16 protein-coding genes and 1 pseudogene are annotated in these 23,209 nt (G+C 72.2%); 9 read left to right on the top strand and 8 right to left on the bottom strand.

Annotated elements, in window-relative coordinates; all coding sequences use genetic code 11:
• Positions 1 to 436 precede the first annotated feature (436 nt).
• A pseudogene (locus PV341_RS17890) lies at positions 437 to 1,893 on the top strand (hypothetical protein).
• A 314-nt stretch (positions 1,894 to 2,207) separates the two neighbouring features.
• Here PV341_RS17890 and PV341_RS17885 read toward each other — a convergent pair.
• The 5 genes from PV341_RS17885 to PV341_RS17865 form a co-directional block, all read right to left on the bottom strand.
• Positions 2,208 to 3,245: a LacI family DNA-binding transcriptional regulator gene (locus tag PV341_RS17885; RefSeq protein ID WP_500322303.1), complete on the bottom strand. Its 1,038-nt coding sequence runs from the start codon at positions 3,243 to 3,245 to the stop codon at positions 2,208 to 2,210.
• Positions 3,246 to 3,276: 31 nt separating this feature from the next.
• Complete coding sequence (locus tag PV341_RS17880) at positions 3,277 to 4,908, bottom strand: glycoside hydrolase family 13 protein (protein WP_500322302.1); 1,632 nt, start codon at positions 4,906 to 4,908, stop codon at positions 3,277 to 3,279.
• 92 nt (positions 4,909 to 5,000) lie between these two features.
• Positions 5,001 to 5,921, bottom strand: a complete 921-nt coding sequence (locus PV341_RS17875; protein WP_499511500.1) for a sugar ABC transporter permease — start codon at positions 5,919 to 5,921, stop codon at positions 5,001 to 5,003.
• Positions 5,922 to 5,974: 53 nt separating this feature from the next.
• Entirely contained in the window at positions 5,975 to 6,976 is a 1,002-nt protein-coding gene (locus tag PV341_RS17870; RefSeq protein ID WP_499511501.1) for a carbohydrate ABC transporter permease, read from the bottom strand.
• A 137-nt stretch (positions 6,977 to 7,113) separates the two neighbouring features.
• Positions 7,114 to 8,388: an extracellular solute-binding protein gene (locus PV341_RS17865; RefSeq protein WP_500358332.1), complete on the bottom strand. Its 1,275-nt coding sequence runs from the start codon at positions 8,386 to 8,388 to the stop codon at positions 7,114 to 7,116.
• A 325-nt stretch (positions 8,389 to 8,713) separates the two neighbouring features.
• On the opposite strand from PV341_RS17865, the gene PV341_RS17860 reads away from it, so the two are divergent.
• From PV341_RS17860 to PV341_RS17850, 3 genes are read left to right on the top strand one after another with little or no spacing between them, the layout of a single operon-like run.
• Positions 8,714 to 10,372, top strand: coding sequence for a glycoside hydrolase family 13 protein (locus PV341_RS17860; protein ID WP_500322299.1), 1,659 nt, complete (start codon positions 8,714 to 8,716; stop codon positions 10,370 to 10,372).
• 25 nt (positions 10,373 to 10,397) lie between these two features.
• Positions 10,398 to 11,486, top strand: a complete 1,089-nt coding sequence (locus PV341_RS17855) for a LacI family DNA-binding transcriptional regulator (protein ID WP_500322298.1) — start codon at positions 10,398 to 10,400, stop codon at positions 11,484 to 11,486.
• Between the two features lie 37 nt (positions 11,487 to 11,523).
• Positions 11,524 to 12,366: a phosphatase PAP2 family protein gene (locus tag PV341_RS17850; protein ID WP_500322296.1), complete on the top strand. Its 843-nt coding sequence runs from the start codon at positions 11,524 to 11,526 to the stop codon at positions 12,364 to 12,366.
• An 18-nt stretch (positions 12,367 to 12,384) separates the two neighbouring features.
• Here the strand turns inward: PV341_RS17850 and PV341_RS17845 are convergent, their stop codons facing one another.
• Positions 12,385 to 15,345, bottom strand: a complete 2,961-nt coding sequence (locus tag PV341_RS17845) for a bifunctional [glutamine synthetase] adenylyltransferase/[glutamine synthetase]-adenylyl-L-tyrosine phosphorylase (RefSeq protein ID WP_500322295.1) — start codon at positions 15,343 to 15,345, stop codon at positions 12,385 to 12,387.
• Between the two features lie 230 nt (positions 15,346 to 15,575).
• On the opposite strand from PV341_RS17845, the gene PV341_RS17840 reads away from it, so the two are divergent.
• The 4 genes from PV341_RS17840 to PV341_RS17825 all read left to right on the top strand — a co-directional run bounded on the left by PV341_RS17840 (position 15,576) and on the right by PV341_RS17825 (position 21,241).
• A complete protein-coding gene (locus PV341_RS17840) occupies positions 15,576 to 17,840 on the top strand; it encodes an N-acetylmuramoyl-L-alanine amidase (protein ID WP_500358330.1) in 2,265 nt (754 codons plus the stop codon).
• Positions 17,841 to 18,030: 190 nt separating this feature from the next.
• The gene (locus PV341_RS17835) at positions 18,031 to 18,930 is read left to right on the top strand and encodes an alkaline phosphatase family protein (RefSeq protein WP_500358328.1); all 900 of its coding nucleotides are present in this window, start codon (positions 18,031 to 18,033) and stop codon (positions 18,928 to 18,930) included.
• A gap of 5 nt (positions 18,931 to 18,935) precedes the next feature.
• Positions 18,936 to 20,201, top strand: coding sequence for an MFS transporter (locus PV341_RS17830; RefSeq protein WP_500358326.1), 1,266 nt, complete (start codon positions 18,936 to 18,938; stop codon positions 20,199 to 20,201).
• 20 nt (positions 20,202 to 20,221) lie between these two features.
• Positions 20,222 to 21,241: a TolB family protein gene (locus PV341_RS17825; RefSeq protein WP_500358325.1), complete on the top strand. Its 1,020-nt coding sequence runs from the start codon at positions 20,222 to 20,224 to the stop codon at positions 21,239 to 21,241.
• Between the two features lie 26 nt (positions 21,242 to 21,267).
• On the opposite strand, the gene PV341_RS17820 is transcribed toward PV341_RS17825, so the two are convergent.
• Complete coding sequence (locus PV341_RS17820; RefSeq protein ID WP_500358323.1) at positions 21,268 to 21,690, bottom strand: TOBE domain-containing protein; 423 nt, start codon at positions 21,688 to 21,690, stop codon at positions 21,268 to 21,270.
• A gap of 94 nt (positions 21,691 to 21,784) precedes the next feature.
• On the bottom strand, positions 21,785 to 22,210 hold the full coding sequence (locus PV341_RS17815; RefSeq protein WP_500322289.1) for an ATP-binding protein: 426 nt from the start codon (positions 22,208 to 22,210) through the stop codon (positions 21,785 to 21,787).
• Between the two features lie 180 nt (positions 22,211 to 22,390).
• On the opposite strand from PV341_RS17815, the gene PV341_RS17810 reads away from it, so the two are divergent.
• A complete protein-coding gene (locus tag PV341_RS17810; protein WP_500322288.1) occupies positions 22,391 to 23,158 on the top strand; it encodes an IclR family transcriptional regulator in 768 nt (255 codons plus the stop codon).
• Positions 23,159 to 23,209: the final 51 nt, after the last annotated feature.

Here is a 23,209-nt window from a genome sequence, read left to right as displayed (position 1 = left end):
AGGCGGGGACGGCGAAGGCGGCGGCGAGGGCCGCCACCGCGACGGCTGCGGCTCCGCGTCTGCGCGCGCGTGAACGCGCGAACGCGGGCAGCCCGGTGTGCTGGGCCACGGGGTGTTCTCCTTGCGGAATCCGTGTGCGGACGGTTGTACCTCTGGGAGCCCACGCGCCATGAGCCGTGGCCCGGCGGCAGTGCCGGACCGTGAGCGGGACCGTACCTCTTACGCGCGGCTTACAGCAAGATGTCGCAAGGATTTCCAACGTGACATCCTCCGCGTCGACGGAGTGCGGATGACGCCCCGTCACATCCCGGTCCGCCGCGGCCGGTCGCCGAACACTATGAACGCAAAGGCCACGGCTCTGGACCCCCACCGCCTCCGTCCCCAAGCATCGGGGCCCGCGCAACGAAGCGCCGGACGACGACGGAAGGACGAGACGATGGTCACCGGGCACTCCCCCCACCGCCCCCGGTCCGGATCCGCACGACACCGCATCTCCGTGACGATCGCGGGCGTCGCCGCCCTCCTCGCCACCGCCCTGGCCGGGCCCGTACCGGCGTCCGCGGCCGACGGACCCGCCCCCGCCGACTGCCCGGCGGAGCTGGCGGCGGAGGCCACCTGCTACCGGGGCCAGGACGCGAACGGCGCCTTCTACGCCATGGCGGTCCCGCGCGACTGGAACGGCTCGCTGGTCGTCCACGCCCACGGCGGCCCCGACCTCGGCGACACCTCCGACCCCGAGCGCAGCACCGGGGACCTGGCGCGCTGGTCGGTCATGGTGAAGGTGGCTACGCCTGGGCGGGTTCGTCCTACCGCCGCGGTGGCTACGGCACGCGGATGGCGGCGAAGGACACCGAGACGGTGCGGCGGCTGTTCGTGGAGCGCTTCGGCGCGCCGCGCCTGACCTTCGTCCACGGCCAGTCCTGGGGCGGCGACGTGGCGGCCAAGGTCGCCGAGGTCTACGGCACCGGCCGGCATGCGCCCTACGACGGCGCCCTGCTGACCAGCGGCGTCCTGGGCGGCGGTTCACGCGGCTACGACTACCGGGTGGACCTGCGCGTGGTCTACCAGTACTACTGCCGCAACCACCCCAGGCCCACCGAGCCCCCGTACCCGCTGTGGATGGGGCTGCGCGCCGACTCGACGATGACCACCACCGGACTGCGCTCGCGCCTGCAGGAGTGCACCGGCTACGCCTCGCCCCCGCAGGAGCGCACCGCCCTGCAGCAGCGCAACCTCGACGACATCCTGGCGGTGACCAGGATCCCGGAGCGGACGCTGGAGTCGCACCTTCGGTTCGCGACCTTCACCTTCCGTGACATCGTGCACAACCGGCTCGGCGGCCGGAACCCGTTCGGCAACGGCACCGTCCGCTACACCGGCTCTCACGACGACGCGGCGCTCAACGCGGGCGTGGAGCGCTTCACCGCCGACCCCACGGCCCGCCGGGACCTGTCCTACGACAGCGACGTCACCGGCGCCGTGTCGATCCCCGTGCTCACCGTCCACGCCATCGACGACCCGACCGCCTTCGTCGAGCACGAGGCGGCCTACCGGGCCTCCCTGGAGGGCGCCCACCGCGGGCGGCTGCTGGTACAGAACTTCACGCGGGAGAGCGAGCACAGCGAGCTGAGCGACGCGGAGTACGCCGCCGCGATGCGGTCACTGGCGACCTGGGCGCGGACCGGCCGCAAGCCCACGCCGGCCTCGGTGGCGGCCTCCTGCCCGGCGTTCGACGCCACCTATGGCACGGGGTGCTTCTTCGAACCGGGGTACGTCCCGCGCCCCTACGCCTCCCGCGTGTACCCCCGCCCGGGGGCACGGCACTGGCCGGCGCTGTCCGCCGCCCAGGAGCGCGCGTGGAGCCGTCTGGACGGCGTGGGCATCGCACCCTGACCCCCTCCCACCTGCGGTCCCGCCCTTCCGAAAGGTCCCTGCAGAATCTTGCAGAAAGTTTCTGCAGGGGCCTTCCGTCCTGGCCGGAGCGGCTGTTACGTTCCTCTTCAGCCCGGTTCGGCCGGCCGGGGGTCCGCCCCTGACGGCGGGTCCCACGCGCCCGGCCGGCTGGACCGGTCGCCCCCGAGACGGAGGCGGGCCCAGGACCGACGAAGCCACCCCGCTGCGCCCCGCCCGGGGCAGGTCCAGGGCCCGCCTCAACACCCGCCGCGCATCAGGAACGGCCGGGGACGATCAGAGACGATGAGGGACGATCAGGAACGCCGGCCGGCGCCGGGCACCTGGCCCGTGGAGCCGCGGACGACCAGCTCCGTCTGGAAGACGAACTCCGCGCGCTGCACCGGGTTGCCGCCGATCTCCTCCAGCAGCGCGTTCACCGCGGCCGCGCCCATCGCCTCGACCGGCTGGCGGACCGTGGTCAGCGGCGGGTCGGTGAAGGCGATCAGCGGCGAGTCGTCGTAGCCGACGACCGACACGTCCCCGGGGACGGTCAGCCCCCGCTCCCGCACCGCGCGCACCGCGCCGAGCGCCATCAGGTCGCTGCCGCAGACGATGCCCGTGCAGCCCTTGTCCAGCAGCGCCCCGGCGGCCGCGTGGCCGCCCTCCACGGAGAAGAGGGTGTGCTGGACGTACTCCGCGGCCTGCTCCTCGCCGAGCCCGAGCAGGCTGCCCAGCGACTCGACGAAGCCCTCGACCTTGCGGTGCACCGGCACGAAGCGGTTGGGCCCGACGGCCAGGCCGATCCGCTGGTGGCCGAGCTCCACCAGGTGCTGGACGGCGATGCGCGCCGAGGCGCGCTCGTCCGGCGAGATGTACGGCCCGGCGATCGCCGGGTTGAAGCCGTTGACCAGCACGTAGGGCACGCCCTGGCCGAGCAGGCGGGCGTAGCGCTCGGGGTCGGCGGTGACGTCCGCGTGCAGCCCGGACAGGAAGACGATGCCGCGCACCCCGCGCTCCACGAGCGCCTCCACCAGTTCGTCCTCGGTGGAGCCGCCGGGGTGCTGGGTGCACAGCACCGCGGTGTAGCCGTAGCCGGTCAGGTTCTGCTCGATGACCTGGGCGAAGGCGGGGAAGATCGGGTTGTTGAGCTCGGGGGTGATCAGCCCGATCTGGCCGGCGCTGCGCTGGCGCAGCCGCACCGGACGCTCGTAGCCGAGCACGTCCAGTGCGGCCAGCACCTTCTGCCGGGTGGCGGGGGCGACCCCCGCCTTCCCGTTCAGCACGCGGCTGGCGGTGGCCTCGCTGACCCCCGCCTGGGCCGCGATGTCGGCAAGTCGAGCGGTGGTGTTCACAGTCCCCGACCCTATGCGACCGCGCCGCACGTCAAACGGCCCACCAGACGGTCGTGTCGGCCGGGAGGACGACCCCGTCCGCCGTGACCTCCACGGGGGAACTGGCCAGCAGCACCTGGCCCGGCGCGGGCAGCGTCACCGGAGTGCCGGTGGTGTTGACGGTGCACGCGAAGCCGGGCCGGCGGAAGGACAGCACGCCCTGCGGGGCGTCCTGCCACTGGACCGACTCGCCCGCGCCGAGGCCGTCCCGCTCGCGGCGCAGCCGCAGGGCGGAGCGGTACAGCTCCAGGGTGGAGTCCGGGTCGCCGGTCTGTACGGCGACGCTGAGCCCCGCCCACTCCGCGGGCTGCGGCAGCCAGCTGCCACCGCTGCCGAAGCCGTGGCTGGGGCCCTCGGCGGTCCACGGGATCGGCACCCGGCAGCCGTCGCGGAAGCCGTCCTGGCCGGCGGCGCGGAAGAACGCCGGGTCCTGACGGGCCTCGTCGGGCAGGTCGGTGACCTCGGGCAGGCCCAGTTCCTCGCCCTGGTAGACGTACGCGGAGCCGGGCAGGGCCAGCATCAGCAGGGAGGCGGCGCGGGCGCGGCGCAGGTCGTAGCCCTTCCCGTCGGGGGACAGCCGGGTCGCGTGGCGGACCACGTCGTGGTTGGACAGGACCCAGGTGGTGGGCGCGGCGACCGGGCGCATGGCGTCGAGCGAGCGGTCGATGACCTCGCGCAGCTCGACGGCGTCCCACTTCGTGCCGAGGTACTGGAAGTTGAAGGCCTGGTGCAGTTCGTCGGCGCGGACGTAGTTGGCGGTGCGCTCGACGGTGGGGGTCCAGGCCTCGGCGACGGCGATGCGCTCGCCGTCGTACTCGTCGAGGATGCGCCGCCACGAGCGGTAGACCTCGTGGACGCCGTCCTGGTCGAAGAAGGGCAGGACATCGTTGCCAAGGAGCTTGAGCTGCTCGTGGGCGCCGATGTCGGGCAGGCCGTCGGCCTTGACCAGGCCGTGCGCGACGTCGATGCGGAAGCCGTCGACGCCCATGTCGAGCCAGAAGCGCAGGATCGAGCGGAACTCGTCCTGGACGGCCGGGTGCTCCCAGTTGAAGTCGGGCTGCTCGGGCGCGAACAGGTGCAGGAACCACTCGCCGTCGGCGGCACGGGTCCAGGCCGGCCCCCCGAAGATGGACTCCCAGTCGTTGGGGGGCAGTTCGCCGTTCTCGCCCTTGCCGGGGCGGAAGTGGTAGCGCGCCCGCAGCGGGGAGCCGGGGCCCTCGCGCAGCGCCTGCTTGAACCACTCGTGCTGGTCGGAGGAGTGGTTGGGCACCAGGTCGACGATGATCCGCAGACCCAGCCGGTGGGCGTCGCGGATCAGGCCGTCGGCGTCGTGGAGGGTGCCGAACATCGGGTCGATGGCCCGGTAGTCGGCGACGTCGTAACCGGCGTCGGCCTGCGGCGAGGCGTAGAAGGGGCTCAGCCAGACGGCGTCGACGCCGAGGTCGCGCAGGTACGGGAGCCGCTCGCGGACGCCGGGGATGTCGCCCATGCCGTCGCCGTTCCCGTCGGCGAAGCTGCGGGGGTAGACCTGGTAGATGACCGCGTCTCTCCACCAGTCCGTGGTGGCCACGGGCTGGTCGCAGGAGTGGGGGTGACGGGTGGAGTCCGCCAGGTACTGGGTCATGGTGATCCCTTGGAAAAGTGGTTGCTCGTGCGGCGAGGGGGCGAGGCCCGGGCACCCGGCCGGTGGGCCGGGTGCCCCGGGTCGGACGACGGTCAGGACTTGGCCGCGCCGGCGGTGAGGCCGGTGACCAGGTGCCGCTGGACGACGTAGAAGAAGGCCGACGCGGGGACGGCGATGAGCACGGACGTGGCGGCCATCAGGTCCCACTGGTTGTCGTGCTCGCTGATGAAGGTGGTCAGCCCGACGGCGAGGGTGTACTTGTCGTCGCCGAGCATGAAGACCGAGGCGTAGGCGACCTCTCCCCACGCCGTGAGGAAGGTGTAGAAGGCCGCCACCGCCAGGCCCGGACGGGCCAGCGGCAGGACCAGCCGGTAGAAGGTGCCGAAGGGGGTGAGGCCGTCGACCCGGCCGGCTTCGTCGATCTCCTGCGGGATGGTGTCGAAGTAGCCCTTGAGCAGCCACGCGCAGTAGGGCACGGCGGTGGTGCAGTAGACCAGGATGAGCGCCCAGTACGTGTCCAGCAGACCCAGGTCGGCCAGGATGTTGTACAGCGGCACCATGAGGATGGCGACCGGGAACATCTGGGTCACCAGGAAGATCCACATCAGCTGCCGGTGGCCGGGGAAGCGCATCCGGGAGACCGCGTAGCCGGAGCTGGCGGCGATGAACACGCCCAGCACGCAGGTGCCGAGGGCGACGATCATGGAGTTCAGGAACCACTGCAGGAAGTTCGTGTCGCCGAGGACCTTGGTGTAGTTCTCGAAGCTGAACTTGCCGGCGATGTCGGCCGGGTGCAGGAAGTCGGTCTTGTCGGGGCCGAAGGAGACCCAGGCGATCCACAGCACGGGGAAGGCCGCGATGAGGCTCGCGGTGATCAGCACGCCGTGGATCAGCACGGACGCGCCCCGGCTGCGCTCGCCGCGGCCGGTGCGCCGGCGTACGGCCGCGCGGGCGGGGGCGGCGGTCGCGCCCTGGTCGGCCCCCGTGGCGGGGAGGTCTGCGGTGGTGCTCATGGGGGTGGCTGCCCTCTCTTGCGTCATGACGATGTCCTGGCCGGGGGCGGCCGTCAGGCGGCCGCGTTCTCGGAGCGGGCGAGCCAGCGCCGGTACACGGAGGCGAAGACGATGAGCATGGACAGGATGATCACGCCGTAGGCGGCGGACCCGGCGTAGTCACGCGGGTCCTGTCCGAAGCCGAGCCGGTAGGCCCAGGTCACCAGGATCTGGGCGTCCTGTCCCGCGCTCGCGCCGAACAGCAGGAAGATGACGACGAACTGGTTGAAGGTCCAGATGATGCCGAGCAGGATCACCGTGCTGCTCACCGAGCGCAGGCCCGGGAGCGTCACGAAGCGGAACCGCTGCCAGGGGGTGGCGCCGTCCATCTCGGCCGCTTCGTACAGCTCGGAGGGGATCGACTGCAGGCCGCCGAGGAGCGAGACCATCATGAAGGGGACGCCGACCCAGGTGTTGACCATGATCGCCGCGGTCTTCTGCCAGAAGGGGTCGCTCAGCCAGGCGGGCGTCGGCAGGTGCAGCGAGTGCAGGACCGTGTTCAGGATGCCGCCGTCGTCGGCGAGGATCAGCCGCCACGAGAAGACGGTGACGAAGGTGGGCACGGCCCAGGGCAGGATCAGGACCAGCCGGTAGAAGGTGCGGCCGCGGATCTTGCGGTTCAGCAGCATGGCGAGGCCGAGGCCGAGGCCGTAGTGCAGGGTGACGCAGACGGCCGTCCACACGATGGTCCAGGTGAAGTGCGGCCAGAACTGGTGGTCCGCCCCGGAGAGGATCTCCGTGTAGTTCTTCAAGCCCACCCAGGAGAAGGAGTCCGGGATGTGGTTGACGCCGATCGTCCGGCCGACGTTCTGGCTGTTGGCGTCGGTCAGCGACAGGTAGATGCCGCGGACCAGGGGGTAGAGCACCAGCAGGCCGATGACGGCGACCACCGGCGCCACCATGGCCCAGGCATACCAGTTGCGGTTGTACGACTGCCGGATGCGGCTGAGCGGACCGGGGCGCGGCGCCTCGCCACGCTTGGTCTTCCGGGTCCCGCCCTGGACGGCGACGGTCATCTTCGGCACCTTTTCGAGAGGTTCGCTAAGGGTGGTACGGCCGCCCCGCACGGCCGGGGGGCATGCGTGCGGACGCGGGCGGGCCGCCCGGTCCGCCCCCCGCTCGGGGGAGGCGGACCGGACGGCTCATGGCTGCCTTACTGGAAGTCCTTGACGAGCTTCTTGTAGGCGTCGGCGGTCGCGTCCAGCCCCTGCTGGGTGCCGGTCTTGCCCTGCAGGACGTTCGTCAGACCGGTGTTGAAGTCGGCGAACAGGGAGCTGTACTCCGGCAGCTCCGGACGCGGGCGGGCGACGTTGGCCAGGATGTCCTGGAACTCGGCGACGCCGGGAGCGGCCTTGACCTCGGCGGTGTAGGCGGAGGTGCGGGTCGGCAGGGTGCCGTTCTTCAGCGCGATCTTGGCCTGGGTCTCACCCGAGGTCATCCAGCCGACGAACTTCTGGGCGGCTTCCTGGTGGGCCTTGTCCGAGCCGGCGTAGACGGCCAGGTTGTGGCCGCCGGTGGGGGCGCCGGCCTTGCCGGTGGAGCCGGCCGGGACGGAGGAGATGCCCAGGTTGGCCTTGTCGGAGAAGGCCGCGCCCTTGTAGATGTTGGTCAGCTCCCAGGGGCCCTGGACGATCATGGCGACCTTGCCGTTGACGAACGCGTCCTGCATGTGGGCGTAGCTGTCGGCGGTCACATCGAGCTTGTGGACACCCGGGGCGGCGAGCACGGACTTGCTCGTGTCGACGGCCTTGACGGCCTCGGGTGAGTTGATCGTGATCTTCTTCGCCGCGGCCTCGACCATGTCGGTGCCCTCGCCGAAGAGGAAGGGCAGCTCGTAGTAGGAGTCGGCGCGGAGCCAGAAGCCGTCGACCTTGTCCTTGGCCTTGACGGCCTTGGCGACCGCCTTCAGCTCGTCCCAGGTGGCGGGGGCCTTGTCGAAGCCGGCCTTCTTCAGCAGCTCCTTGTTCCACATGAGCGCGAGGGTGTCGGTGACGATCGGGGCACCGTAGGTCTTGCCCTCGTACTGCGCCTGCTTGAGCAGGGACGGGTTGATGTCACCCTGGTCGGCCAGCGCCGGGGTGCCGTCCAGCGGCGCGAGGAACTGGGACTTCGCCCAGGAGGCGGTCCAGCCGACCTCGGCGCGGACGACGTCCGGGGCGCCCTTGCTGCCGGCGGCCGTCTGGAACTTGTTCTGGGCCTGGTCGAACGGCACGTTGACGTAGGTGACCTTGATCTTCGGGTTCGCCTTCTCGAAGTCCGCGATCAGGGCCTTGTAGGTCGGCGCCTCGTTCGTCGCGTTCGAGGTGTCCCACCAGGTGATGGTGACCGGACCGCCGGCCTTGTCACTGCCGCCGTCGTCGCCGCCGCAAGCCGTCGCCGCAAGCCCGAGCGCCGCAACCAGCGCGGTGGCCGCTATGCCACGCCGCATGTGATCTCCTCCAGGATGAAAGCCCGTGATGGTGCGGGGCGCGTCGCCGCGTCCCCCCTGCCGACTGCGCCTTTGCGGCCGCCGGGCTGTCGAGGAACGTAACAGGGATGAAAGCCCGACGAAAGACCTTGCTGCAAAGACTTGCAAGATCTTCCGATCGTTACATCTGCGTGTCCTCACAGTTGCCGACGGGAGACGTGACGTGGGACGCTCGCGCTCCTGGAAGCCGTTACGCGATCTTCCGCAAATTCTTGAAAGGCATTGCCGATCACGCGGTGGATCGGAATCATCGGCAGGGAACGGCGCCGACTCCCGAGGGACCGACATGACCCAAGAGCTCGCCCCCGTCATCCACGACGCGACCGACGAGACCCCGGCCGCCCCCGAGGGGGGCACACCCGGCTGGTGGCGCAGCGCCGTCATCTACCAGGTGTACGTACGTTCCTTCGCCGACGGCGACGGTGACGGCGTGGGCGACCTGCCCGGCATCCGGGCCCGGCTGCCGTACCTGGCGGAACTGGGCGCCGACGCGGTCTGGCTGACCCCCTTCTACGCCTCGCCCCAGGCGGACGGCGGCTACGACGTCGCCGACTACCGCACCGTCGACCCCCTCTTCGGCTCCCTCGCGGATGCCGACGCGCTCCTCCGCACCGCCCACGAGCTGGGCCTGCGGGTGATCGTCGACATCGTCCCGAACCACACCTCCGACCGGCACGCGTGGTTCCGGGCGGCGCTCACGGACCGGCGCGGGGGGCCGGCCCGTGAGCGCTACCACTTCCGCCCCGGCAAGGGCGAGCACGGCGAACTGCCGCCCAACGACTGGGAGTCGGTCTTCGGCGGCCCCGCGTGGACCCGGGTCGCGGACGGCGACTGGTACCTCCACCTCTTCGCGCCCGAGCAGCCCGACCTCAACTGGGAGCACCCCGAGGTCCGCGAGGAGTTCGACGCCATCCTCCGCTTCTGGCTGGACCTGGGCGTGGACGGCTTCCGCATCGACGTCGCCCACGGCATGGTCAAGGCGCCGGGGCTGCCCGACATCGGCCACAAGGAGCAGGTCAAGATGATCGGCTCCCAGGTGCTCCCCTTCTTCGACCAGGACGGGGTGCACGAGATCCACCGCGCCTGGCGCCGGCTGCTCGACTCCTACTCCCCCGGCCCCGGGCCGCAGGAACTGCCGTCCGAGCGCATCGGCGTCGCCGAGGCCTGGGCGCCCGACGCCGGGCGCATGGCGCTGTACGTCCGTCCCGACGAGCTGCACCAGGCCTTCAACTTCCACTTCCTGCAGTGCCCCTGGGAGGCCGGGGCGATGCGCGCGGTGATCGAGGAGTCCCTCGCCGCCACCGTCTCCGTGGGCGCCCCCACCACCTGGGTGCTCTCCAACCACGACGTGGTCCGGCACGTCACCCGCTACGGCGGCGGTGCGGCCGGGCTGCGCCGGGCCCGCGCCGCGGCCCTGCTGATGCTCGCGCTGCCCGGTTCCGTGTACGTCTACCAGGGCGAGGAACTGGGTCTGCCCGAGGTCACCGACCTGCCGGATGAGGTCCGCCAGGACCCCTCCTTCTTCCGGGACAACGGCCAGGACGGGCTGCGCGACGGCTGCCGGGTGCCCATCCCGTGGACCGCCGACGGCCCCAGCCACGGCTTCGGGCCGGCCGGCAGCTGGCTGCCGCAGCCCGCGGGCTGGGGCGGACTGAGCGTCCAGGCGCAGACCGGCGACCCCGACTCCACCCTGGAGCTGTACCGCTCGGCCCTGCGGCTGCGCCGTGAACTGCCCGGCCTCGGCGACGGGCCGATGCGCTGGCTGGACGCTCCCGAGGGGGTGCTGGCCTTCTCCCGTCCCGGCCTGGTGTGCACCGTCAACGCCCGTTCGGCCCCGGTCCAACTCCCCGTGCCGGGGCGGCCGGTGCTCTCCTCCGAGCCCGTGGCGTTCACCGGCGGATCCGTCCGTCTTCCGGCTGATTCGTGCATCTGGTGGGCGATCTGAGATGCGACCGGTACAGTCCAATCCTGTGACCGCAAGGCTTGCCGACATCGCAGCCCAGGCGGGGGTGAGCGAAGCGACCGTCAGCCGTGTCCTCAACGGCAAGCCCGGGGTCTCCGCCGCCACCCGCCAATCCGTGCTGGCCGCCCTCGACCTGCTGGGGTACGAACGGCCGGTGCGGCTGCGGCAGCGCAGCGCGGGCCTCGTCGGGCTCATCACCCCGGAGCTGGAGAACCCGATCTTCCCGGCCTTCGCCCAGGTCATCGGGCAGGCCCTGACCCGGCAGGGGTACACCCCGGTGCTGGCCACCCAGACCCCGGGCGGCTCGACCGAGGACGAACTCGTCGAGATGCTCGTCGAGCGCGGTGTCGCCGGGATCATCTTCGTCTCCGGACTGCACGCCGACTCCACCGCCGACGTGGAGCGCTACGACCGGCTGCACGGCCAGGGCGTACCGTTCGTCCTGATCAACGGCTTCTCCGGCAAGATCAAGGCGCCGTTCGTCTCGCCCGACGACCGCGGTGCCATGCGTCTGGCCGTCACCCATCTGGCGGCGCTCGGCCACGAGCGGATCGGCCTCGCCGTCGGTCCCAAGCGGTTCGTCCCCGTGCAGCGCAAGATAGAGGGCTTCCTGCGCAGCATGGAGGAGGTGCTCGGCATAGCCGCCGACGAGGCGGCCGGGCGCATCCAGCACTCGCTGTTCACCCTCGAGGGTGGTCAAGCTGCCGCCTCCGGCCTGATCGAGTCCGGCTGCACGGCCGTGGTGTGCGCCTCCGACATGATGGCGCTCGGCGCCGTCCGCGCCGCCCGGCAGCAGGGGCTGTCCGTCCCCGGAGACGTCTCCGTCGTCGGCTTCGACGACTCCCCGCTCATCGCCTTCACCGATCCGCCGCTCACGACCATCCGGCAGCCGGTCACGGCCATGGGCCAGGCCGCGGTGCGCGCGCTGCTGGAGGAGGTCGGCGGTACCCCGGCACCGCACAGCGAGTTCGTTTTCCTGCCCGAACTGGTCGTCCGCGGTTCGACGGCATCAGGTCCCAAGGCCGGGGCAGCCGTACCCGTACAGCAGTCGACCGGGAGGCGTACGCGGGATGCACGCAATCCCACCGGGGGTTGATCGGACGGCACCGGACCGCATGGCAGACTATCGCCCCATGGGGGAATCGACCGCGAAGACCATGGCCCACCGCAGTGACGCCGTACCACCGCGCTCCATCGATTCCCGTGACGCCGATGGAGCGACGACGGGCAACAGACTGCTGGCGCCACGCCGGCCCCGGCTGTGGTTCGAGATCCTGCTGATCGCCGTCAGCTACTGGATCTACTCACTGGTGCGCAACGCCGTGCCCGAGCAGCAGGACGACGCCATGCGGAACGCGGGCCACGTCTGGGGCCTGGAACGGTCCCTTGGGCTCGCCTTCGAACACGCGGTCAATCATGCCGTGAACTCGGTAACGTGGCTCATCGTCGCGATGAACTATTACTACGCGACGCTCCACTTCATCGTCACCCTCGCCGTGCTCGTCTGGCTGTTCCGCCGGCACCCCGGGCGCTACGCGCCGACCCGGCTGGTCCTCTTCGTGACGACCGGCATCGCGCTGCTCGGCTACTACTTCTTCCCCCTGGCGCCGCCCCGGCTGATGGAGGGCGGCGGCTTCATCGACACCGTGAAGATCCACCACACCTGGGGGTCGATGGCGTCTGGCGACCTGGCGCACGTCTCCAACCAGTACGCGGCCATGCCGTCGATGCACATCGGCTGGTCGCTGTGGTGCGGCATCACCGTCGCCATGCTCGCGCGGCGGGCCTGGGTGCGGGTGCTGGGCGTGCTCTACCCGGTGGTCACGCTGCTCGTCATCGTCTCCACCGCCAACCACTTCTGGCTCGACGCCGCCGGCGGCACCCTCTGCCTCGGCGTCGGCTTCGCCGCCTCCTGGGCGGTCTACGGCGGCCTCGCCTACCGGTTGCCGCGCCAGGTGCGCGTCGCCACGGCGTAGGCGGGCGGCGGGCGCGGACTACGTGGCGTAGAAGAGGCGCTCGACCACCGCGCGGGCCCGGCGCGTGGCTCGGCGGTACTCCTCGACCATGTCGCCCACGTGCCCCGGCTCGTAGCCGAGGTACCGGCCCACCGCGGCGAGTTCCTTGCCGTCACCGGGGAAGGTGTCCCCGGCCCGGGCCCGGACGAGCATGACGGCGTTGCGCATCCGGCTCGCCAGGATCCAGGCGGCGTCCAGGACTTCCGCGTCCTCGGCGAGGACCAGTCCCGCCGCCGCGGCCGCGGCCAGCGCCGGCCGGGTACGGGTGGTCCGCAGGCCGGGGAACTGCGCGCCGTGCTGGAGCTGCAGCAGCTGCACGGTCCACTCGACGTCGCTGAGCCCGCCCCGCCCCAGCTTGGCGTGGGTCGTCGGGTCGGCGCCGCGCGGCAGCCGCTCGGACTCCATACGGGCCTTGAGCCGGCGGATCTCGCGGACCGCCTCCTCCGGCAGCCCCTCGGCCGGGTAGCGCAGCGGGTCGACGAGGCCGATGAAGCGGGCTCCCAGGTCCTCGTCGCCCGCGACCGGTTCGGCGCGCAGCAGGGCGTGGCTCTCCCAGACCAGCGACCAGCGCCGGTAGTAGGCGGCGTACGAGCCGAGCGTGCGCACCAGCGGTCCGCTCTTGCCCTCGGGGCGCAGGTCGGCGTCGATGAGCAGCGGCGGGTCGGTGGTGGGGATCTGCAGCAGCCTGCGCAGCTCGTTGGCGACCTTGAGCGCGGCCTTGGCGGCCCGGTGCTCGTCGGTGCCCTCGTACGGCTCGTGGACGAACAGGACGTCGGCGTCGGAGCCGTAGCCCAGTTCGTGGCCGCCGAAGCGGCCCATCCCGATGACGGCGAACCGGGTCGGCAGGGGCTCCCCCTCGGCCACCTCGACGGCGTTGACCGCGGCCTGCAGGGCCCCGGTGACGGCGGCGGCGTTGAGGTCGGTGAGGGCGGTGCCGATGGCGTCGGGGTCGTCGCGGTGGACCCCGACGAGGTCCGCGGCCGCGGTGCGGAACAGCTCGCGGCGTCGGACCCCGCGTACCGCGGCGACGGCCTGCTCGGCGGAGTCCGCGCGGTGGACCGCGGCCAGCACCTCCTGGTCCAGCGCACCACGCGTGCGGGGCTGGAGCCCCTCGTCGTCGGCGAGCAGGGCGACCGCCTCGGGGGCCCGCATGAGCAGGTCGGGGGCGAGCCGCCCGGAGGACAGCACGCGCGCGAGGTTGACGGCGGCGGCGCCCTCGTCCCGCAGCAGCCGCAGGTACCAGGGGGTGCGGCCCAGGGCGTCGCTGACCTTGCGGAAATTGAGCAGACCCGCGTCGGGGTCCGCGGAGTCGGCGAACCAGCCGAGCAGCACCGGCAGCAGGGTCCGCTGGATGGCGGCCTTGCGGCTGACCCCCGAGGCCAGCGCCTCCAGGTGGCGCAGGGCCGCGGTGGGGTCGGCGTAGCCGAGCGCCTCCAGACGCTGCTTGGCCGCGTCCGGGGTCAGGCCCACCTCGCCGGGGGCGAGCTGGGCGACCGCGTCGAGCAGCGGCCGGTAGAAGAGCTTCTCGTGGAGGCGGCGCACCTCCCGCGCGTGCCGCCGCCACTCCCGCTGCAGCTCCGCCACCGGGTCCGCCCGGAAGCCCAGGGAGCGGCCGAGCCGCCGCAGGTCGGCCACGTCCTCGGGCACCAGGTGGGTGCGGCGCAGCTTGTGGAGCTGGATGCGGTGCTCCATCGTCCGCAGGAAGCGGTACGAGGTGTCGAGCGCCGCCGCGTCCGCCCGCCCCACGTAGCCGCCGGCGGCGAGCTGGGACAGCGCGGTCAAGGTGGTGCCGCTGCGCAGCGACGGGTCGGTGCGGCCGTGCACGAGCTGGAGCAGCTGCACCGCGAACTCCACGTCCCGCAGGCCGCCGGGGCCCAGCTTCAGCTCCCGGTCGAGGTGCGCGACGGGGATGTTCTCCACGACCCGGCGCCGCATCTCCTGCACGTCCTGGACGAAGTGCTCGCGTTCCGCGGCCTGCCACACCATGGGCGACAGCGCCTCGACGTACTCCTGCCCGAGCGCCGGGTCGCCGGCCACCGGCCGGGCCTTGAGCAGCGCCTGGAACTCCCACGTCTTGGCCCAGCGCTTGTAGTAGGCCAGATGGCTGGACAGGGTGCGCACCAGCGGGCCGCGCCGGCCCTCGGGGCGCAGGTTGGCGTCGACCTGCCAGATGCTGCCCTCGACGGTGGTGTCGGAGCAGATCCGCATCATGCGCGAGGCCAGCCGCGTGGCGGCCTGCAGCGCCTTGGCCTCCTCGGCGTCGGGGCGGGCCTCGGCCACGAAGATGACGTCGACGTCGGAGATGTAGTTGAGCTCGTGGCCGCCGCACTTGCCCATGCCGATCACCGCCAGCCGGCACAGCGCGGCATCGCCCGGCGCCTCCTCCTCGGCCATGGCCAGGGCCGCGCGCAGCGTCGCGGTGGCGAGGTCGGCGAGCTCCGCGGCGGTCTGCACCAGGTCGCTGGTGCCGCACACGTCGCGGGCGGCGATGCCCAGCATGCAGCGCCGGTAGGCGACGCGCAGCGACTCGGGGTCGTCGGCCCCCGCCAGCCCCCGTTCGAACTCCGTGGTCCCCGGGTGCAGGTCGGCGTGCTCGTAGGTGACCAGGGCGTGCCAGTCGCGCGGATGCCGGGTGAGGTGGTCGGCCAGGGCCACGGAGGCGCCCAGCACCCCGAGCAGCCGGTCGCGCAGCGGCTTGGCCGTGGTGAGCGTGTCGAGGAGGGTGCGCCGCTCCCCGGGATCGAGGGCCTCGAGGAGCCGTACGAGGGAGGCGAGCGCCTGGTCGGGGTCGGCCGTGGCGCCCAGCGCGTCGAGCAGGACCGGGTCGCTGCGCACCGGGGCGAGCTGCTCGCCGCCCAGCAGCGCCTCGGCGGCCACGGCGTCACTGAAGCCGTGCCGCAGCAGCCGCCCGAACCTGGTGTCCCGTCGCCCTTCCAGCACGCCGCCTGCCTTTCCCGGTGCTCCCGGCTGGGCTGATCCGCCCTAGAGAGAGTATCCGCCCTGCCCCGGCTCTGTTACCTGGCGTTATGGCCGGTTTCGGGGTGATCGTCCGGCGGTGTGAGCGCGGTCTGGTCCTTCTGGTATAAAGCGCTTGCTGTTTCAGAGGTTTAAGAAATCAACCAACGGTACCCACGGCTACCCAGGAGTGGGACGGGGCGGGGATAGAGAACATGCGGCGAATACGTCTGCGCGGGCGTGCGTGGCTCGCGGTCGGGGCGGTCGTACTCGGAGGGGCCGGTGTCATCACCGCCGCGTCCGTGGCCAGCGGTCCGGAGGGGACCGCCCCGTCGGCCGACGCGAAGGGGCCGGTGCACACCAAGGTGGACGCGCTGGCGCTCAAGGGCACCGGCGGTGAGCGGGAGCTGCCGCAGCAACGCACGGGTGCGTTCGGCACGCTCGGCGTGACCTGGGACGATCCGAAGGCGGAGCTGGACGGCACGGTGCAGCTGCGGGTCCGGGCGCAGAAGACCGGTACGTGGTCCGACTGGTTCGGGATCGAGACGCACAACGACGACGCTCCGGACGCCGGCGACGAGTCCGCGGGACGCGGTGGCACCCCTCCGCTGTGGGTGGGGTGGTCCGACGGCGTGCAGGTCCGCGTCCGGTCCGGCAAGGGCGCGGCCGGCATCCCGAAGGGCCTGAAGCTCGCCCTGGTCGGCGAGAGCGACAAGAAGAGCAGCGTCGACGTGGCGATGGCGCCCGCCGCCTTCGCCGCCGACGCCGAGGACTCCGCGTCGCCGACTGCGGACCCCACGGCGACCTCGACGCCGTCCGAGACGACCGCACCGGCCACGACGGAGCCGCCGACCACCGAGCCGAGCGCCACGGAAAGCTCCGCCCCGGCCAGCAGCGCCCCGGCGACCAGCAGCCCGCCCACGACGAGCTCGCCGACGGCCTCCGCGTCCACGCCTCCCACCTCGACGGTGCCCAAGCCGCCCATCGTCACCCGCGCGGGTTGGGGCGCCGACGAGAGCATCCGCGAGCAGACGGAGCCCTCGTACGCGCCGCAGGTGTCAGTCGTCTTCGTGCACCACACGGCTACGTACAACGCGACGAAGCACAGCGGTGACTACAGCTGCAGCGACTCGCCGAGCATCATCCGGCAGATCTACGCGTACCACGTCAGCCAGACCTGGCGGGACATCGGCTACAACTTCCTCGTCGACAAGTGCGGCACGATCTACGAGGGCCGCTACGGCGGCGTGGACCGTGCCGTGGTGGGCGCCCAGACCGAGGGCTACAACACCGGCACGGCGGGCATCGCGGTCATCGGTTACTTCCAGACCGACAAGTACGTCTCCACGGCCACGCCGATGACCTCGCAAATGCTGGGTTCGGTCACCGCGCTCGCCACCTGGAAGCTCGGCCTCGCCGGGATCAACCCCAACCCCGGCACCAAGAGCCAGACCGTCAACGGCAAGGCGTTCTACCCGATCTCGGGTCACCGCGACGGGTTCGCCACCGAGTGCCCCGGCACCAATCTGTACGCCAAGGTGCCCACGATTCGCTCCTACTCCTCCTCCGTCGCCGCGCCGACGCTGAACGGGGTCACCGGCGCCACGCTCTCCGGGTCCTCGTACTACACCAAGGGCACGGCGACGGTGGCCTGGAAGGAGAGCACGCCGACAGCCGTCCTGAAGCGGTTCGAGGTGCTGGTGGACGGCAAGGTCGCGGCCACCGCCAAGGCCACCGCCACCTCCGCGCCGATCACGGTCGCCGCGGGCAAGCACACCGTGACCGTGCGGGCGGTGCACATGAGCAACAAGACGGCGACGTCGGCGAGCTCGTACAGCGTGGTCGGCGACACGACCAAGCCGACGTTCACCACCGCCCCCTCGGTGAAGATCCGCAACGCCACCGTCTCCAGCACCTCCGTGCCGGTCTCGGTGAGCTGGAAGGCCGCCGACAACGGCGCCCTCAAGAGCGTCGCGGCGACCGCCCCGACCACGGCCACCTTCGGTCCGACCACCACGTCGTGGAGCACCACGGGCAAGGTGAACACCGCGGTCACCTACGGCCTGAAGGCCACCGATGCGGCCGGGAACTACACCACCGCCTCGGTGAGCCGCACGGCGGCGATCCTGCAGGAGACCTCGGCGACGAAGTCCGGGACCTGGTCGGCGAAGAGCAGCACCAGCTACCTCGGCGGGAAGTCCTACACCTCGTCCTCGAAGAACGCCAGCCTGACCTGGACGTTCACCGGCCGCTCGGTCGGCTGGGTGGTCTCTCGCGCCTCGACCTCCGGTCAGGCGTACGTCTACGTCGACGGGGTCAAGGCGGCCACGGTGGACCTGAAGTCCTCCACCACCGCCTACCGGCAGACGATCTGGTCCAAGTCCTGGACGACCAGCGCCAAGCACACGCTGAGGGTCGTCGTCGTCGGTACCTCCGGCCGCCCCGCGATCACCACGGACGGCATCACGTACGTCAAGTGACGTCCTGACAGCAAGGGCCCGGGGAACGCGAGTTGCGTTCCCCGGGCCCTTTTACCTGGGCTTGACCTCAAGATCCAGAACGTACGCACCGTTCCCCGGACCTTCACTTCCGCGGCGCTTCGGACGTCCGCGACCGCCTCCTAACCTGGCGCGGCGCCACTCCCCGTCCCCCCCTTCACGGAGGTCCGCCGTGTCCGGCTGGTCCCTGCCCCGTCCCCGTCGCACCGTCACCGCCCTCGCTTCCACCCTCGGCGTCGCCGCCGCCTCCCTCGGCCTGTGGGCCGGACTCGGCGGCGCCGAGACCGCCCACGCGGCCGGCAGCGTGCCGAACCCCGACCACGTGGTCGTGGTGATGCTCGAGAACCACGCCTACAGCCAGGTCATCGGCAGCTCCAGCGCGCCGTACCTCAACAACACGCTCAAGGCCGGCGGCGCCAGCCTGACGCAGTCGTACGGCGTCACGCACCCGAGCCAGCCCAACTACCTGCAGATCTTCTCGGGCGGCAACCAGGGCGTCACCGACGACGGCTGCTACACCCCCGGCTTCAGCTCCAAGCCCAACCTCGCCTCCGAGCTGATCGCCGCCGGCAAGAGCTGGGCCAGCTACAACGAGACGCTGCCCAGCCAGGGTTCCACCACCTGCAGCAGCGGCGACTACGCCCGCAAGCACAACCCGTGGTTCGCGTTCAGCAACGTCCCGACGTCGACGGCGAAGACCTTCGCGCAGTTCCCGACGGACTTCACCACCCTGCCGAAGGTCTCCTTCGTCACGCCGAACCTGTGCAGCGACATGCACGACTGCTCGGTCTCCACCGGTGACACCTGGCTGAAGAACAAGCTGGGCGCCTACGCGACCTGGGCGAAGACCCACAACAGCCTGCTCGTCGTCACCTTCGACGAGGACAACCGGCTGAGCGGCAACCGCATCCCGACCGTGTTCTACGGCCAGCCGGTCAAGGCCGGTTCGTCGTCCGCCACGACGTACAACCACTACAACGTGCTCCGCACGCTGGAGGACCTGGCGGGTCTCACCACGCACGCGGGCAACGCCGCCTCCGCCTCGGACATCACCGGCATCTGGGCGAGCTGAGGCCGGTGTACGTCGCGGACAGCCGCGGCGGAGCCGGCACCGGGGTCCGGGACGCGTCGCGTCCCGGACCCCGGGCCACCGCCGTCGCCCCCACCGTCCTCGTCCTGGGCACCGTCAGCCTCATCACCGACGTCTCGTCGGAGATGGTCACCGCCGTGCTCCCCCTCTACCTGGTCGCCGGACTCGGGCTCTCCCCGCTCGGCTTCGGCCTGCTCGACGGCGTCTACAACGGCTTCAGCGCCCTCGTGCGGCTGGCCGGCGGCCACCTCGCCGACCGGGGCGGCGGCCGGCACAAGGCCGTCGCGGCCGTCGGCTACGGCCTGTCGGCGCTGTGCAAGCCCGCACTGCTCCTCGTCCACAGCCTGCCCCTGATCGGTGCCGTCCTCGCGGTCGACCGCACCGGCAAGGGACTGCGCACCGCACCGCGGGACGCGCTGATCTCGCTGACCTCCACGCCCGGGACGCGCGGGCGGGCCTTCGGCGTGCACCGCGCCATGGACACCGCCGGGGCGCTGCTGGGACCGCTGGTGGCGTTCCTCATCCTGCGGCAGGCCGCCGAGGGGTACGACGCCGTCTTCACGGTGAGCTTCTGCGTGGCCGCCGTGGGGGTGCTGGTGCTGCTGCTCTTCGTGCCGGGCCGCCTCCGCGGCGGGGCCCCGGCCACCACGGCCGCCCCCGCCCCCGCCGAAGCGCCCGCGCCCTCGCTGCGGGCGTCCGTGGCGCTGCTGCGCCGCCGGGACGTGCGGCGGCTCACGGTCTGCGCGACGCTGCTGGGCCTGTCGACGGTGAGCGACTCCTTCGTCTACCTGCTGCTCCAGCACCGGCTCGGGGTCCCCGACCGCTGGTTCGCGCTGCTCCCCCTGGGCACCGCGGCGGCCTTCCTGCTGCTCGCGATGCCGCTGGGCAGGCTGGCCGACCGTGTGGGGCGCTGGCGGATGTTCCTGGCGGGACACCTCGCGCTGCTCGCCGCGTACGGGCTGATGCTCGCGCACGGCCCCGCGTACGCCGTCCTGCTGCTGCACGGCGCCTTCTACGCCGCCACGGACGGTGTGCTGATGGCCGCCGCCTCCACCGCCGTCCCCGACGAGCTGCGCGGCGCCGGGCTCGCCCTCGTCCAGACCGGGCAGGCCATGGCCCGCTTCGTCGCCTCCCTGGCCTTCGGCGCGGCCTGGACCGCCTGGGGCGACCGCACGGCGCTCACCGCCGCCGCGCTGGCGCTGACGGCGTGCGCGGTCTGCGCCGTGTACCTGCGTCCGGCGCCGAGCACGTGACCCCCGAGGAAAGGCCCCTCATGAACACCCGCAGCCGTCTGTTCGTGCTGCTCGCCGCCGTGGCGGCGCTGGCCGCCGTCGCCGCCGTGTCCGTGCTGCGCGCCGCCGACCGGGCGGCGGAGAAGGGCCGCCCGCAGGCGGGCGGCCCCGCGGTCACGGCGGGGGCGGTGACGCTGGCGCCGGACGCGCCCCGCATGGTGTTCCGCAACATGGCGTGGGGCCCGCACCGGGACGAGCTCGCCACAGTCCCGGCCGGCCGCCCCGGGGCCGCGCGCACCGCCTCGGACGTGAAGTGCCTGCGCTTCTACGCGGCCGCGGGCACCGGCATCTGCCTGCAGTCCGTCAAGGGCGCCGTCCAGGACGGCTACCGCGCCGTCGTGCTCGACGCCCGCCTGCACGAGCTGCGCCGCTTCCCCCTCGCGGGCATCCCCACCCGGGCCCGGGTCTCGCCCAGCGGGCGCATGGTCGCCTGGACGGTGTTCGTCGGGGGCGACTCCTACGCGGGCACGAACTTCTCCACCCGTACCTCCGTCCTGGACACCCGTACCTGGAGCCTCGTCGAGAACCTCGAGGACTTCCGGATCACCAGGGAGGGCCGGCCGTACCACGCCGCAGACGTCAACTTCTGGGGCGTGACGTTCTCCGACGACGCCCACTTCTACGCCACCCTGGGCACCGGCGGCCGCACCTACCTCGTCCGCGGCGACGTCGCGGCCCGCTCCGTCCGCACGCTGCGCAGCAACGTCGAGTGCCCCTCGCTCTCGCCCGACGGTACCCGGCTGGTGTTCAAGAAGCGCGTCGAGGGCCTGTCCCCCGACGCGCCCTGGCGGCTGTACGTCCTGGACCTGGCCACCCTGCGCGAGACCCCGCTCGCGGAGCGGCGGAGCGTCGACGACCAGGTCGTCTGGCGGGACGACCACACGGTCGTCTACGCCCTCGCCGGGGACTTCGGCGCGGACCTGTGGACGGTGCCCGCCGACGGCACCGGCACGGCCCGCCGCATGATGACGGCGGCGCTGGCCCCCGCGTACCTCGGCTAGGGCTCGCCGCGGGGCCCCTCGTCCGCTCAGGTCGCCAGTGACACGTCGGTCGCCTTGACCAGCGCGACGACCGCGGCGCCCTCGGCGACGCCCAGCTCGTCGAGGGCCTCCCGGGTGATCACGGCGGTCAGCTCGCGGCCGCCCGCGAAGCCGATCCGGACGGTCGCCATGGCCTCGCCCGGCGTCACGGCGGTGACGGTCCCGGGGACCCGGTTGCGGATGCTGATGCCCTGCACCGGGGCCGTGGCGAGGGAGACCTCCGTCGCCTTGATCAGCACGGTCACCCCGCCGCCCGGGATGATGCCGAGCTCCCGCACGGCCTCGGCGGTCACGGCCGCCGTGAAGTCCGGTCCCCCGCCGTCGAGGCGCACCGTGACCACGGCCATCACCTCGCCCGGGACCACCGAGGCGATCTTGCCGTCGATCTGGTTGCGAATGCTCAGTGCCATGAGCGGCACCGTAAGCCCGCCCCCGGCGCGCCGCGCGGAACGACCCGCCGCCCGCCCCGGGCCCGGGCGGCGGTCCGGTCCCGCCGGCGGCGGCTCAGGCGGTGACCAGGTCCGCCCAGCGGGTGAAACCGGCGCAGTCGGCACGGATGCCGTGCCGTGTGGAGAGGGCGCCCACGATGCCGAGGCCCCGGCCGTGCTCGTCCGGGTCGGTGGATCCCCCCGGCATGCATGGTCGGGCCGACGGGCCCGAGTCGGTCACCTCGATGTGCAGGGCGCTGCGCCCCTCGACCTCGGTCCAGCAGATGCGCAGGGACGCGGGGCCGTCGGCGTGCACGATCGCGTTCGTGGTCAGCTCCGATATCACCAGCAGCGCGTCCTCGGCCACCTCCGCGCGCAGCTCCCACTCCGCCAGCACGCCCCGTACCCTCCGGCGCACGACGGACAGGGCGCCGGGGATGTGCGACAGCGCGCAGACGTGCACGTCCTCGCGCTGCGGCATCGTCTCGGGCTGTGCCGCCATGGTGTCCTCCTCCCGGGGAGTCCTGCCGGGTGGACTCCCGGACCTGCACGAAAGCTTCCGAGACAGGACATCCCGGGTCAATGAATCGGGGTCGTCATTATCGAACGCTGCCCTCAGAGGCCGAACGACCTGCGGAAACGCGCTGATGCCCATCGTGGTCGCCGGGGATAGCATCGACGTATGGCCGGCCCGCTCCAGTCCATCGAACGGGCGGCGGCGATCCTCAGGCTCCTGGCCGGCGGTCCCCGCCGGCTCGGGCTGGGCGAAGTGGCCGGCTCGCTCGGGCTGGCGAAGGGCACCGCCCACGGCATCCTGCGCACCCTCCAGCACGTGGACTTCGTCGAGCAGGACCCGGCGACCGGGAAGTACCAGCTCGGAGCGGCCCTGCTGCACCTGGGCACCAGCTACCTGGACGTCAACGAACTACGGTCCCGGTCGATCAACTGGGCCGACGCGCTGGCCGCCCGCAGCGGCGAGGCGGTACGCCTCGGCACCCCGCTGGAGGGCCAGGTGCTCGTCGTCCACCACGTCTTCCGGCCCGACGACAGCCTGCAGACGCTCGACGTCGGAGCCCTGCTGCCGCTGCACGCCTCCTCGCTCGGCAAGGTCCTGCTGGCGTACGGGGCGGCACCGCTGGAGCCGCTGCTGAAGGAGGAACTGGAGGCGTACACCCGGCACACCCTGGTGGTCCCGGAGGACCTGACCCGGGCCCTCGCCGACGTCCGCGAGCAGGGCTGGGCGCCGGAGGTGCAGGAGATGTCGATGGGCGAGGCCGGGGTCTCGGCGCCGATCCGCGGGTCGGGCGGCCTCGTCGTGGGCGCGATCGGCCTGTCCGGCCCGGTCGAGCGGATCTGCGACAGCAAGGGCCGCCCGCTGGCGTCCCTGGTCACGCTGCTCCGCGAGGCCGCGCGGGCGATCTCCAGAGACCTGGGCGCCGCCCGCTGGTGAGGCCCGCCCGGGCACCGGACACCCCGAGCACAGCGAACGCGTCGGAAAGCA

It is taken from the genome of Streptomyces sp. PA03-1a (assembly GCF_033792805.1).
GTDB lineage: Bacteria > Actinomycetota > Actinomycetes > Streptomycetales > Streptomycetaceae > Actinacidiphila.
Note: the sequence above shows the minus strand (reverse complement) of the source record. Positions and strands in the feature narration are given on the sequence as shown.

What these genes read in the sequence shown, in the direction of transcription:
- PV341_RS17880 (WP_500322302.1), bottom strand. Translation starts at nt 4,908, where the DNA reads ATGACCCAGTACCTGGCGGACTCCACCCGTCACCCCCACTCCTGCGAC.
- PV341_RS17875 (WP_499511500.1), bottom strand. Translation starts at nt 5,921, where the DNA reads ATGAGCACCACCGCAGACCTCCCCGCCACGGGGGCCGACCAGGGCGCG.
- PV341_RS17870 (WP_499511501.1), bottom strand. Translation starts at nt 6,976, where the DNA reads ATGACCGTCGCCGTCCAGGGCGGGACCCGGAAGACCAAGCGTGGCGAG.
- PV341_RS17865 (WP_500358332.1), bottom strand. Translation starts at nt 8,388, where the DNA reads ATGCGGCGTGGCATAGCGGCCACCGCGCTGGTTGCGGCGCTCGGGCTT.
- PV341_RS17860 (WP_500322299.1), top strand. Translation starts at nt 8,714, where the DNA reads ATGACCCAAGAGCTCGCCCCCGTCATCCACGACGCGACCGACGAGACC.
- PV341_RS17850 (WP_500322296.1), top strand. Translation starts at nt 11,524, where the DNA reads ATGGGGGAATCGACCGCGAAGACCATGGCCCACCGCAGTGACGCCGTA.
- PV341_RS17840 (WP_500358330.1), top strand. Translation starts at nt 15,576, where the DNA reads ATGCGGCGAATACGTCTGCGCGGGCGTGCGTGGCTCGCGGTCGGGGCG.
- PV341_RS17825 (WP_500358325.1), top strand. Translation starts at nt 20,222, where the DNA reads ATGAACACCCGCAGCCGTCTGTTCGTGCTGCTCGCCGCCGTGGCGGCG.
- PV341_RS17820 (WP_500358323.1), bottom strand. Translation starts at nt 21,690, where the DNA reads ATGGCACTGAGCATTCGCAACCAGATCGACGGCAAGATCGCCTCGGTG.
- PV341_RS17815 (WP_500322289.1), bottom strand. Translation starts at nt 22,210, where the DNA reads ATGGCGGCACAGCCCGAGACGATGCCGCAGCGCGAGGACGTGCACGTC.
- PV341_RS17810 (WP_500322288.1), top strand. Translation starts at nt 22,391, where the DNA reads ATGGCCGGCCCGCTCCAGTCCATCGAACGGGCGGCGGCGATCCTCAGG.